Origin of the sequence: Enterobacter sp. BNK-13 (assembly GCF_048685015.1) — a bacterium.
Taxonomy (GTDB): domain Bacteria; phylum Pseudomonadota; class Gammaproteobacteria; order Enterobacterales; family Enterobacteriaceae; genus Enterobacter; species Enterobacter quasiroggenkampii.
Map to the genome: position 1 here is coordinate 963,448 of NZ_JBLQTP010000001.1, position 12,437 is coordinate 975,884.

General features: G+C 56.6%; 13 protein-coding genes. 9 read left to right on the top strand and 4 right to left on the bottom strand.

The window, feature by feature from the left end; translation table 11 throughout:
- Positions 1–60: 60 nt before the first annotated feature.
- Together modF and modE are read right to left on the bottom strand one after the other, a co-directional pair.
- A complete protein-coding gene (modF, locus tag ACMGGQ_RS04565) occupies positions 61–1,533 on the bottom strand; it encodes a molybdate ABC transporter ATP-binding protein ModF (protein ID WP_262805400.1) in 1,473 nt (490 codons plus the stop codon).
- A 67-nt stretch (positions 1,534–1,600) separates the two neighbouring features.
- The gene (gene modE / locus ACMGGQ_RS04570; RefSeq protein WP_252077411.1) at positions 1,601–2,389 is read right to left on the bottom strand and encodes a molybdenum-dependent transcriptional regulator; all 789 of its coding nucleotides are present in this window, start codon (positions 2,387–2,389) and stop codon (positions 1,601–1,603) included.
- Between the two features lie 127 nt (positions 2,390–2,516).
- Between modE and ACMGGQ_RS04575 the strand changes: the two genes are divergently transcribed.
- The 4 genes from ACMGGQ_RS04575 (at position 2,517) to modC (ending at position 5,368) form a co-directional block, all read left to right on the top strand.
- Positions 2,517–2,666: an AcrZ family multidrug efflux pump-associated protein gene (locus ACMGGQ_RS04575; protein ID WP_008501118.1), complete on the top strand. Its 150-nt coding sequence runs from the start codon at positions 2,517–2,519 to the stop codon at positions 2,664–2,666.
- A 178-nt stretch (positions 2,667–2,844) separates the two neighbouring features.
- Positions 2,845–3,618 carry a molybdate ABC transporter substrate-binding protein gene (gene modA / locus ACMGGQ_RS04580; RefSeq protein WP_262805399.1) on the top strand — a complete coding sequence of 258 codons (774 nt, stop codon included), beginning with the start codon at positions 2,845–2,847 and terminating at the stop codon, positions 3,616–3,618.
- Positions 3,618–4,307: a molybdate ABC transporter permease subunit gene (modB, locus tag ACMGGQ_RS04585; protein ID WP_045909470.1), complete on the top strand. Its 690-nt coding sequence runs from the start codon at positions 3,618–3,620 to the stop codon at positions 4,305–4,307. Before modA ends, modB begins: the two co-directional genes overlap by 1 nt.
- A 2-nt stretch (positions 4,308–4,309) precedes the next feature.
- A complete protein-coding gene (gene modC / locus ACMGGQ_RS04590; protein ID WP_048026984.1) occupies positions 4,310–5,368 on the top strand; it encodes a molybdenum ABC transporter ATP-binding protein ModC in 1,059 nt (352 codons plus the stop codon).
- Here modC and ACMGGQ_RS04595 read toward each other — a convergent pair whose 3' ends face one another.
- Positions 5,369–6,187: a pyridoxal phosphatase gene (locus ACMGGQ_RS04595; protein WP_047073877.1), complete on the bottom strand. Its 819-nt coding sequence runs from the start codon at positions 6,185–6,187 to the stop codon at positions 5,369–5,371.
- Between the two features lie 140 nt (positions 6,188–6,327).
- Here ACMGGQ_RS04595 and pgl point away from each other — a divergent pair, with 140 nt between their 5' ends.
- On the top strand, positions 6,328–7,323 hold the full coding sequence (gene pgl, locus ACMGGQ_RS04600; RefSeq protein WP_045909472.1) for a 6-phosphogluconolactonase: 996 nt from the start codon (positions 6,328–6,330) through the stop codon (positions 7,321–7,323).
- Between the two features lie 443 nt (positions 7,324–7,766).
- Positions 7,767–7,856, top strand: coding sequence for a type I toxin-antitoxin system toxin TisB (gene tisB, locus ACMGGQ_RS04605; RefSeq protein WP_023332440.1), 90 nt, complete (start codon positions 7,767–7,769; stop codon positions 7,854–7,856).
- Between the two features lie 55 nt (positions 7,857–7,911).
- Here the strand turns inward: tisB and ACMGGQ_RS04610 are convergent, their stop codons facing one another.
- Positions 7,912–9,195, bottom strand: coding sequence for a putative acyl-CoA thioester hydrolase (locus ACMGGQ_RS04610; RefSeq protein WP_196346004.1), 1,284 nt, complete (start codon positions 9,193–9,195; stop codon positions 7,912–7,914).
- A gap of 224 nt (positions 9,196–9,419) precedes the next feature.
- Between ACMGGQ_RS04610 and hutI the strand changes: the two genes are divergently transcribed.
- Genes hutI through ACMGGQ_RS04625 form a run of 3 tightly spaced genes read left to right on the top strand, consistent with a single transcriptional unit; the run spans position 9,420 to position 12,332 of the window.
- Positions 9,420–10,643 (top strand): imidazolonepropionase, encoded by a 1,224-nt coding sequence (gene hutI / locus ACMGGQ_RS04615; RefSeq protein WP_420289645.1) that lies wholly within the window; start codon positions 9,420–9,422, stop codon positions 10,641–10,643.
- Complete coding sequence (hutG, locus tag ACMGGQ_RS04620; RefSeq protein ID WP_420289646.1) at positions 10,640–11,578, top strand: formimidoylglutamase; 939 nt, start codon at positions 10,640–10,642, stop codon at positions 11,576–11,578. The genes hutI and hutG overlap by 4 nt, the downstream gene beginning before the upstream one ends.
- A gap of 19 nt (positions 11,579–11,597) precedes the next feature.
- On the top strand, positions 11,598–12,332 hold the full coding sequence (locus tag ACMGGQ_RS04625) for a histidine utilization repressor (protein WP_048222114.1): 735 nt from the start codon (positions 11,598–11,600) through the stop codon (positions 12,330–12,332).
- The last annotated feature ends 105 nt before the right edge of the window (positions 12,333–12,437 follow it).

Here is a 12,437-nt window from a genome sequence, read left to right on the forward strand (position 1 = left end):
CGGGATAGCAATGTATTAGTGCAGGTTATCTGAAAAACGGAGGGCAGTGCCCTCCGGGGATCAATCGATTTTGCTTTGCAGATAACGATAGTGCTCGCCATCCGGAACAAACTCCAGGCGATGCGTGATGCAGGAGGGGGCATCTTCGGCATGATGTGAAACAAACAGCAGCTGTGTTTCACCTTCGCTAATCAGCACGTCCACAAAGCGGCGGATAAGCTGTCGGTTCAACGGGTCGAGTCCCTGCAGCGGTTCGTCGAGGATCAGCAGCGTAGGGTGTTTCACCAGCGCGCGAACGATCAGTGCCAGACGCTGTTGCCCCCACGACAGGCTATGAAACGGCGCGTCAGCGACCCGGTTGTCCATGCCCAGGATATCCAGCCACTGCTGGGCCAGCTTGTGCTGTTTGTCCGACACCGCCTGATAAATACCGATGGAATCAAAATAGCCGGAGAGGATCACGTTGCGTACCGTGGTACTGACCCGGTAATCCAGATGCAGGCTGCTGCTGACATAGCCGATATGTTTTTTAATATCCCAGATGGTTTCGCCGCTGCCGCGACGCCGACCGAACAGCATCAGATCGTTGCTATAGCCCTGCGGGTGATCGCCGGTGATCAGGCTCAGCAGCGTGGATTTCCCCGCGCCGTTGGGGCCAACAATCTGCCAGTGCTCGCCCGGATTGACCGTCCAGCTGAGGCGGTTAAGGATCGGGCGATCGTCATAAGCAACCATCCCGTCACGCAGCACGATGCGCGGCTGGTGGGGATCAAGCGCGTGGCGCGCCGACGGGGCGTCGGGTTCCGGAAGGGTAATACCGTCGAGCTGTTCGCTGTGGGCGAGCTGGGCAATCAGCGCCTGCTTAAGCAGCGCGGTTTTTTCGCCGGTCTCGGTCAGGTTACAGTCGGCCAGGACGCCCGCGTGCTGGATAAAGTCCGGAATTTCATCGAAGCGGTTAAGCACCAGCACGAGGGTATATCCCTGCTGATTAAGCGATGCCAGCAGGGACGCCAGCTGCGCCCGGGACTGCACGTCAAGACCGTCGAACGGTTCGTCCAGAATAAGCAGTTCAGGTTGGCTCATCAGCGCCTGACAAAGCAGCGTTTTTCGCGTCTCGCCGGTCGAAAGGTATTTAAAGCGCCGGTTCAGCAGAGGGGTGATACCGAACTGTTCTGCCAGGCGCTCACAGCGGGCAGGGTCTTTCACCTCATCCTGTATAATTTCTGCGGTCGTACGGCCGGTATCGTCTTCGCCAGGGCTGAGCAAATCGGTGTTGTTGCGCTGCCACTCGTCGCTGACCAGCTTTTGCAGTTGTTCAAACGACAGGCGCGTCAGACGCGTAAAGTCGCTCTGGTACTCGCCCTTGAGGAGGTTGAGTTCTCCCGCCAGCGCACGGGCCAGCGCAGATTTACCGCTGCCGTTGGTGCCGACAAACGCCCAGCTTTCACCCGCGCGTAGTGTCAAATCAGCAATCGTCAGCGTTCGGGTATCGCTAAGACGAAACGTGCCTTGCGAAATATGCAATGATGACATGATTTATCCCTGTTTTTGCAGCAATAGATATCAGGGATACGCACTGTCGGTACGATTGTCAATGCGCTCAGCACAAAGTGGCGATAATCACCCGGTCCGCGTTGAAATACGCGGTGACGACAGCACCTTCTTCTAAGCCGTCCGACTCGCTGAGCGGTAGGGTCGCGCAAAGCGGTTGCCCGTCTGCCAGGGTCATGAGCACTTCGCACTGCGCCTGGCCGCGTTCGATGTGGCTGATTGTTCCCTGCAGCTGGTTATCTGCTGCCTTTGCCGCGTCGGGATCGCGCGTGATAGTGACCCACGGCGCTTTCAGCAGCACCAGCACCTCTTTACCTTCATCCAGTTCAAGACGTTCCGCGCTTTGCGCCGTTATGGCGGCTTTTAGCCGGGTGGTGCCATCGGCAAGCAGGATCTCAATATGCTGCTGTATCTGCAGATTATCGCGCGCCGTCACCGTTCCAAACCACTGGTTGCGGGCGCTGGTTTGTAGCGAGAAGCGGGAAATGGCGGCCAGCAGACTGTCCAGTGGCACGTTATCGTCATCGCTTAACACATCGAACGCTTTTTGCTGAATCTGGGCCAGCAGATCGTAAAGCTGAATAAGGCGCTGTCCATAACGCGTCACGATCGCACCGCCGCCACCTTTGCCGCCCGTGGCTCTGTCCACCAGCGGCTGTTCGCTCAGGGTGTTCATTTCGTTGATGGCGTCCCAGGCGCTTTTATAGCTGATGCCCGCGTTTTTCGCCCCCTGGCTAATCGAGCCCGTTTGTTCTATTTGTTTAAGCAGGGTGATACGTCGCGGATCGGCGAAAAGCTTTTGCTGAAGTCGGAGTGTGAGGAGAATTTCGGCCTGCATAACAGTGTCCTGGCAAAAAGGGTATTGTGACCCAAATGGTGCAGGGCGCAAAGGGTACCGCACAAAAGGGGATGTTTTTCTCAGTTGAAAGGGTAGAATACGCTATTCACAATATCTGGAGAAAACCATGTTAGAGTTGTTGAAAAGTCTGGTATTCGCCGTGATCATGGTACCAGTAGTGATGGCCATCATCCTCGGTGCCATCTACGGCCTGGGTGAAGTGTTCAACGTCTTTTCGAACATTGGTCACAGAGACCAGGCTAAAAAGCAGCATTGATTCCCCCCAAAACGCCCGGCTTGCCCGGGCGTTTTGCTCTCAAGATTTTCCCGTTTTCGCCGATAATATTTAACGTATCACACCGGTTTACCTCTTCAGCGGTACGATTTAACGCTGGGATCTCCCTGACGTTACCGTTATATTAATGTGTATATAACGCTACTCACAGGAGTTAAAAATGGCACGTACCTGGGTACGCCTTTTCGCAGGGGCAACGCTGACGCTTTCACTTACCGGCCACGCGCTGGCGGACGACGGTAAAATCACGGTCTTTGCGGCGGCGTCGCTGACCAACGCGCTGCAGGATATCGCGGCGGCGTATAAAAAAGAGAAAAACGTCGAGGTTGTCTCCTCGTTTGCCTCTTCCTCGACGCTGGCGCGCCAGATAGAAGCGGGCGCACCGGCGGATCTGTTCATCTCGGCTGACCAGAAGTGGATGGATTACGCGGTGGAGAAGAAAGCGATTGATGCGGCAACCCGCGAAACGCTGCTGGGGAATAGCCTGGTTGTCGTGGCACCAAAAGCCAGCGCTCAGGCTGACTTCACCATCAACAAAGAGACCGACTGGATAAGTCTGCTGAACGGCGGGCGTCTGGCGGTGGGCGATCCGGAGCACGTTCCGGCCGGGATCTACGCCAAAGAAGCGCTGCAAAAGCTGGGCGCCTGGGAGACATTGTCACCGAAGCTGGCTCCGGCGGAAGATGTCCGCGGCGCGCTGGCGCTGGTGGAACGCAACGAAGCCCCGCTGGGCATTGTGTATGGCTCTGATGCCGTCGCCAGTAAGGGTGTGAAAGTGGTGGCTACGTTCCCGGAAGACTCCCACAAGAAAGTGGAATATCCTGTTGCGATTGTTGATGGACATAAAAATGCGACCGTGACGGCTTTCCGCGATTATCTGAAGGGGCCGGAAGCGTCCGCAATCTTTAAACGTTACGGATTTACGACTCACTGATGATATTGACCGATCCTGAATGGCAGGCTGTTCTGCTGAGCCTTAAAGTCTCTTCCCTGGCGGTTGCGCTGAGTTTGCCCTTTGGGATCTTCTTTGCCTGGCTACTGGTTCGCTGCCAGTTTCCCGGTAAAGCGCTGCTCGACAGCGTGCTTCATCTTCCGCTCGTGTTGCCGCCCGTGGTGGTCGGTTATCTGCTGCTGGTTTCGATGGGGCGGCGCGGTTTTATCGGCGAGAAGCTCTACGACTGGTTTGGGCTGACGTTCGCTTTTAGCTGGCGCGGTGCGGTACTGGCGGCAGCGGTAATGTCATTCCCGCTGATGGTGAGGGCGATCCGCCTCGCGCTGGAAGGCGTGGACATGAAGCTCGAACAGGCGGCGCGTACGCTGGGTGCCGGGCGCTGGCGCGTCTTTTTCACCATCACGCTTCCCCTGACGTTACCCGGCATTATTGTCGGGACGGTACTGGCCTTCGCCCGCTCGCTGGGCGAGTTTGGCGCGACAATCACCTTTGTCTCGAACATTCCCGGCGAGACGCGAACCATTCCATCGGCCATGTATACCCTGATTCAAACGCCGGGCGGAGAGGGCGCGGCGGCGCGGCTCTGTATTATCTCAATCGTATTAGCCCTTGTATCGCTGCTGGTGTCGGAATGGCTGGCGCGGCTCAGCCGTGAGCGGATGGGGAAATAAGCATGCTGGAACTAAATTTCTCCCAGACGCTGGGAAACCATACCCTGACGCTTAACGAGACGCTGCCTGCAAGCGGTATCACCGCCATTTTCGGCGTGTCGGGGGCGGGAAAAACATCGCTGATAAATGCCATCAGCGGCCTGACGCGCCCGCAGTCAGGACGGATTGTATTGAATAACCGCGTTCTGAATGACGTGGAAAATAAGGTTTATCTCTCGCCGGATAAACGCCGCATTGGCTATGTTTTCCAGGACGCGCGCTTATTCCCGCACTACAGCGTGCGCGGCAACCTGCGTTACGGCATGGCGAAAAGCATGGCCGGACAGTTTGATAAGCTGGTGACGCTTTTAGGCATTGAGCCACTGCTCGACAGGCTGCCATCCTCGCTTTCCGGCGGAGAAAAACAGCGCGTCGCCATTGGCCGCGCGTTGCTGACCGCGCCCGAACTGCTGCTGCTCGACGAACCGCTGGCCTCGCTGGATATTCCGCGCAAACGTGAGCTCCTGCCCTACCTGCAGCGCCTGACGCGGGAAATTAATATTCCAATGCTCTACGTCAGCCATTCGCTGGATGAGATCCTGCATCTGGCCGACAAAGTGCTGGTGCTGGAAGAGGGCAGCGTCAAGGCCTTCGGCAACCTTGAAGAGGTCTGGGGCAGCAGCGTGATGCACCCCTGGTTGCCCCGGGAACAGCAGAGCAGCATTCTGAAGGTGAGCGTGCTGGAACACCATCCGCACTACGCGATGACGGCGCTGGCGCTGGGCGATCAGCACCTGTGGGTCAATAAGATCGACAAGCCGTTGCAGTCCGCGCTGCGTATTCGTATTCAGGCATCTGACGTTTCGCTGGTGCTGCAGCCGCCGCTGCAAACCAGTATTCGAAATATCCTGCGCGCCAAAGTCGCGGAGTGTTTTGATGATAACGGCCAGGTGGAAGTGAAGCTCGAGGTGGGAAGCAGAACGCTCTGGGCACGCATCAGCCCGTGGGCCAGGGATGAGTTAGGGATCAAACCTGGCCTGTGGCTCTACGCGCAAATCAAGAGCGTCTCGATCACCGCCTGATTACAGCAGGTGGGTATAAATGTACTGCGCGATGCTGTCGGTGGTGTTGTCGCCAATCACCACGTTAGCGCGCGCTTTTACCGCGTCGTCGGCATTGCCCATCGCCACGCCCGTACCGACGGCTTCCAGCATGCTGATGTCGTTGTAGTTGTCGCCGAAGGCGATCGCGTCCTGCATTGACCAGCCCTGCGATTCTACATACTGCGTCAGACGCTTGCCTTTGCTGTTGCCTTTGCGGGCAATATCCACCTGATCGTGCCAGGACCATTCGCACTCCAGACCCAGCGTCTGTTCCACGTGTTTCGCGAAGGCATTCAGTTTGGTGGTGTCTTCATCCGTCAGGGCAAATTTCCAGATAGCCTCAACGTCCTGGGCTGCCTGACGCAGGGAAGATACCTGAGTAAAGACCGGACGCTGCGCTTCAGGCAGGGACAACGCCCAGTTGCTGGTGCGCACCACATGGCCGGTTGGGCGCTCGTACACCATCGCGTTATCCACGTACATCAGGCCGTGAATGGCATGCTCATCCAGCAGATCAATCAGTTGCAGCGCCTGGGGAACCGGCAGCGGGTCGGAGGCTAAAACCTTTTTTGCCTGATAATCATACAAATAAGTGCCATTACAACAAATTGCAGGTGTATCTAACGCCAGTGCCTGATAAAAAGGGTGAATGGCAACGTGATGTCGACCCGTTACGATAAGGAGTTGATATCCCGCTTCCTGTGCGCGTTTAAGCGCTTCCAGAGAAGAGGGGAGAAGGGTTTTTTGCGGCGTCAGTAAGGTACCGTCTAAATCCAGAGCAATCACACGCGAGGTCATTTGTTTTTCCGGGTTAATATTGAATTTACGTTTTGATGGGATGGTACACCGAGAGGCGAACGCTTCAAAACTCCTGTCGACAATTCAGCATTCACCGTCAAAAGTTAACTACTTTCATGCGCAGTGAGGAGTGAATATTCATGAAACAAACCGTTTATACCGCCAGTCCTGAAAGCCAGCAGATCCACGTCTGGCGTTTAAATACCGAAGGGACACTCACGCTGGTTCAGGTTGTTGATGTGCCAGGTCAGGTGCAACCGATGGTTATCAGCCCGGATAAACGTTTCTTGTACGTGGGTGTGCGCCCGGAGTTTCGCGTGCTGGCCTATCGCATCTCTCCGGACGACGGCGCGTTGACTTACACTGCCGAAGCCCCGTTGCCGGGCAGCCCAACCCATATTTCAACCGATCGTAAAGGCAACTTTGTCTTCAGCGGCTCTTATAACGCGGGTTGCGTCAGCGTCACCCGTCTTGAAGATGGCATTCCGGTCGAAACCGTGGATGTGGTGGAAGGGCTTGAAGGCTGCCACTCGGCGAATATCTCTCCGGATAACCGCACGCTTTGGGTGCCTGCGCTGAAGCAGGATCGTATCTGCCTGTTCACCCTGAGCGACGATGGTCACCTGGTGGCGCAGAATCCAGCTGAAGTCACGACGGTAGAAGGTGCAGGTCCGCGTCATATGGTCTTCCATCCGAACCAGCAGTACGCCTACGTGGTTAACGAACTGAACAGCTCTGTGGACGTATGGGAACTGAAAGATCCAAACGGTCAGATTGAGTGCGTGCAGACGCTGGACATGATGCCGTCTGATTTCTCCGACACCCGCTGGGCGGCAGATATCCACATTACGCCAGATGGCCGTCATCTGTACGCCTGTGACCGTACCTCCAGCCTGATTACCGTGTTTAGCGTTTCCGAAGACGGCAGCGTGCTGGCGGTTGAAGGTTTCCAGCCGACGGAAACTCAGCCGCGCGGCTTTAATATCGATCACAGCGGCAAATACCTGATTGCGGCGGGGCAGAAATCCCACCATATCGCGCTGTATGAAATTAAAGGCGAGCAGGGTCTGCTCGAAGAGAAAGGGCGCTACGCCGTAGGCCAGGGGCCGATGTGGGTGGTGGTTAACGCTCACTAAGCGGCTTAAAACAAAAAACCTCGCGAATGCGAGGTTTTTTTATGCCCGGTGGTAGCCGGGTGAGCACATCAAAACGTAACCAACATGGTCATCATAATGTCGACTCAAGGCGAAGTAAATTCATCGTCAACGAAGGACAAAGAACATAGAATGATTAGCGGTTTTTATTTTTAAAATAATCAGTTGGTTAGATGATTTTTCTTTATAAATTCCTAAACTGAATTTATCTGTTTTTATGTACAGTAGTGATTTGATATCATTCTGTCCGTTGGCTTGATGTGTTGCAGTTCCGCAATTCAGGATCCGTATTCAGTCCTGGCTGTCGGGTGGTGCCGATAGTGCCTAAACTGCGGAGCACATCAAAACATAACCAACACACCTCTGATGACAGGCAGCGGAAAGGTAAATCAGGGGAGAAGTGCTCTATACCAAAGGAGTGGCGTATGAGCGGTGTGGAATGGGCAATTCTGTTCCTGCAACTCATGGTTGCGATTATGCAACTATTGGATGCGTATCTTAAGTTTGGAGCCTGACGCATTCAGTCGCAGTAAAAAGGGGGATTAAACTCCCCCTTTTACTCTCATCTTATTACTGCTTCGGCTCAGCAACCACTTTGCTACCCAGACCGCGGTTGTTGTACTCCCACATGCGGTTGAAGTTAGCGTCGTTCAGGTTACGCTGCACGTTCCCTTTATCGTCCACCGCACCGGTATTGCCGGAGAACGGACGTTTGGAGATTGCCGCATCCGCCCACGGCTTCGCCATGTTGAAGCCTTCGTTGATCACGCTGTCGCGGATCACAACCTGACCGTTGGTCGCAGCGTCCACGTCCAGGGAGCGTCCCAGCTGCGCCACGCCGTCACCGGCAGCGTTAAAGCGGCTGTTCACGGCCAGGAAGCCGAAGAAGAGGTTCGACTGGGTTGCCGGAGCAAACACGTAACCTTCCTGCTGAGTGCGTGAGTTCACCACGCGGAAATCGGTGTTATCAAATACCACCGCGCCGCGGCCGGACACCAGATCCACATCACCTTCAACGTAGCTGTTGGTTACCAGCGTACGGGTCAGACGGTTATTCTGCAGGGTGTTCTGCACGCCGCTGTTGGTCACGAAGAAGGTGTTCTGACGGCCCAGAATGTTGACGTTGTTAATCTGTACCTTATCGCCATCGCTGCGCAGCGCAACGGCCTGGTGGTTACCGGCGTCAACGCTGTCACCCAGGGTATTCTGGATGGTCAGGTTCTGCAGCTGCAGACCGTTATTCTGGGACCAGAACACCGCAGAGCACATCACGCCAATGGTGGCGGCACGCTTGCTCTGGCAGTTATCAAACATATACCACGCCGGTTTGCCCGGCATATATTTACCGGCCGGGTTCACCAGGTGACGCCAGGTGTTGCTGTCGATTTCGGAATCAATCGCCAGGCCAATTTTTACGTCGATCGCTTTTTCGCCCAGACCGTAAAGCGTAATGCTGCCCGGTGCCGCCGGAACATACACGGTGCCTTCATATTCACCTGGCAGGATCGCGATGAACTGGCGAGATGCGCTGTGTTTCGTGATGGCAGCATCTACCGCAGCCTGAATCGAGGTATGCGTTACGCCCTGCGCTCCCGCCGGGCCAACCACGAAGTCAGGCTGTTTCGGCAGGTTAATCGAGGACGGGGTCCACGGCGCAGCGTTAGGATCCATCGACGAGAAGTAGTGCGCACGGTCGAAGTTCTTCGCTTCATCAGCAGACAAAATCGGGCGGGAGGCCGTACCGGGCGCGACCTGCTCAGAAGGCCGCTGATCCGGTGGGGTTGAACTGCATGCGGATAAGGTCACGCCAAAGGCGAGTGCTAACGCCAGACGGGAAATCCTGGAAATGTTCAAGGTGAAGCTCCTGGGTATGCAAGTCTTTACGGGATAGACGAAATAGCCTGCTTTTTTATACTAAGTTGAGCGAAACGGGAAGATAAAAAGGGTAAAAGTTGCATTTTTAGCCCAGGGACGGCGGGTAAGTGATCACAAATAAATAACATTTTCCGCAAAGTCGGTTGACAGCAGACAACAGATGAAAATAAATGTCTATACAACCTATGACAAGTGGAATGCCCATGCAGCAGATTCATCCCGACGATGTGATATGGCGAAATGCGCGACTGGCTACGATGGCGCCGGACGTCTGTGCGCCCTATGGACTGAAAGAGCAACACGCCCTGGTCGTACGCGGCCACACCCTTCTGGCCGTGATCCCTGAATCTGACATTCCGGCCGGACACCGTCACTGTGTCGATCTTCAGGGACGTCTGGTCACGCCGGGCCTGATTGACTGCCATACCCACCTGGTGTTTGGCGGCGATCGCGCGGCGGAATGGGAGCAGCGTCTGAACGGTGTCTCTTATCAAACCATCAGCGCCCAGGGGGGCGGGATTAACGCTACCGTGACGGCGACGCGCAGCAGCTCGCCCGAAACCCTGCTTAAGCTGGCGCAGCAGCGACTTCAGCGTCTGATGAATGAAGGTGTCACCACGGTTGAAATCAAATCCGGATACGGTCTCAACGCCGAGGCCGAAGAGAAGATGCTGCAGGTCGCACGCCAGCTGAGCCTCAATAATCCGGTTGATATCAGCCCAACGCTGCTGGCGGCTCATGCGGTTCCGCCGGAATACCGACAGGATCCGGATGCGTACCTCACGCTGGTCTGTGAGCAGGTATTGCCCACGCTGTGGCAAAAAGAGTTATACGAATCAGTAGACGTGTTCTGCGAAAACGTCGGCTTTACCCCGTCGCAAACCGAGCGCCTCTTTAAGGCGGCGACCGCGCTCGGTATTCCGGTGAAAGGGCACGTTGAGCAGCTGTCGAATCAGGGCGGTGCGGCGCTGGTCAGCCGGTATAAGGGACTCTCCGCCGATCATATCGAATATCTTGACGATGCAGGCGTTCAGGCGATGGCGCAAAGCGGCACGGTGGCGGTCCTGTTGCCGGGCGCGTTCTATTTTCTGCAGGAGCGCCAGCGTCCGCCGGTTGAACTGCTCAGAAAACAGGGCGTGCCGATGGCGGTCGCCACCGACTATAACCCCGGTACCAGCCCGTTTGCGAGCCTGCACCTGGCGATGAACATGGCCTGCGTCCAGTTTGGCCTGACGCCTGAAGAGGCCTGGGCTGGCGTCACGCGGCATGCCGCGCAGGCGCTGGGCCGCGGGGAAACCCACGGACAGCTGCGGGCCGGGTTTGTCGCTGATTTCATCGTCTGGGATGCACACCATCCGGTAGAGATGGTCTACGAGCCGGGACGCAATCCGCTGTATCAACGTATTTTCCGTGGGGAGGCAGTATGAGGTTATGGCGGCCCGTAGCCAAATCGGTCTGGCAGGGGCGCGACGACAGCGCTGAGGCCAGCAACGCAACGCGCATTTTCCAGACGATACGGCAGCAGGGAGCGTTCACGCCGCTATCATCCGGCATTGCGCTGATAGGCTTTGAATGTGATGCAGGGGTAAAACGCAATCAGGGCAGGCCCGGCGCCGTGCAGGCGCCAGATATGCTGCGAAAGGCGCTGGCGAATATGGCCAGCCATCATGGACACGATCGGCTGGCGGATATGGGCTCGGTTTACGTTGAAGGTGACGAGCTTGAGGCGGCACAGCAGACGTTAAGCGATGCCGTGACAGCCTGCCAGCGCTCCGGGATGCGCACGCTGGTCTTTGGCGGCGGACACGAAACCGCGTGGGCGCACGGTCGCGGCGTGCTGGACGCCTTCCCGAACGAGCGGGTTGTCATCATCAACCTTGATGCCCATCTCGATCTGCGCAAGGCCGACCGGGCGACGTCCGGCACGCCGTTTCGCCAGCTGGCGCACTACTGCGATGAGCGCGGGCGGGCATTTCAGTACGCCTGCTTTGGCGTGAGCCGGGCGGCGAATACGCAGGCGCTGTGGGATGAGGCTGAACGCCTGAACGTCACGCTGGTGGAGGATCTCCATTTCAGGCGCGATGCACTGTCCGCGCTGGAAAGTGTGCTGGCGCAGGCCGATCGCGTTTACCTGACGATCGATCTGGACGTGCTGCCCGCCAGCGAGATGCCTGCCGTTTCCGCTCCGGCTGCGTTAGGCATTCCGGCACTGGATCTCCTCCCCGTCATCGAACATATCTGCCGTAGCGGTAAGCTCCAGGCCGCCGATCTGGTAGAGTTTAACCCACAGTACGATCGGGACGGGCAGGGCGCTAAGCTCGCCGCCCGCCTGGCCTGGCAAATTGCTCACTGGTGGGCATAACACTATTCAAGGAGTCACGATGTTTTCACGCTCACCCCTGCCGCAGTCGAGCTCTCCCGCACCTTTCTACGAAAAGGTGAAGCAGGCGATCAGCGAAAAAATCGCCACCGGCGTCTGGCGGCCGCACGACCGTATTCCCTCGGAGGCCGAACTGGTGGCGCAGTTTGGTTTTAGCCGGATGACCATCAACCGGGCGCTGCGCGAGCTGACCGACGAAGGGCTTCTGGTGCGTCTGCAGGGCGTCGGGACGTTTGTGGCGGAACCGAAAGGGCAATCCGCCCTGTTTGAAATCCGCAGTATTGCGGACGAAATTGCCGCGCGTAATCATCAGCACCGCTGTGAGGTGCTGGTGCTCGAAGAGACCCAGGCCAGCGCCGAGCAGGCGGTAGAGCTGAATGTCAAAGAGGGAAGCCGCATCTTCCACTCCGTGATGGTGCATTTCGAAAACGACATTCCGGTGCAGATTGAAGATCGCTGCGTTAACGCCGAACGGATACCGGACTATCTGAACCAGGATTACACCCACACCACGCCGCATGCCTATCTTTCGCTTGTCGCACCGCTGACGGAAGGGGAGCACATTGTGGAAGCCGTGCGCGCCACGCCGCAGGAGTGCGAGCGGCTGCGCATTAAAGAGCACGACCCGTGCCTGCTGATCCGCCGTCGAACCTGGTCCTCATCGCACATTGTGTCGCATGCCCGGCTGCTTTTCCCGGGTAACCGTTACCGGCTGCAGGGCCACTTTATGTCATAAGTTTTATAAGCGTGATCGCTAACGCAATATAACAAAATTGTATCTTTTTTGTTAAATCCGACCTTGTGTGTGCTTGTCTATACAAGTATATCTAAATGCATCATC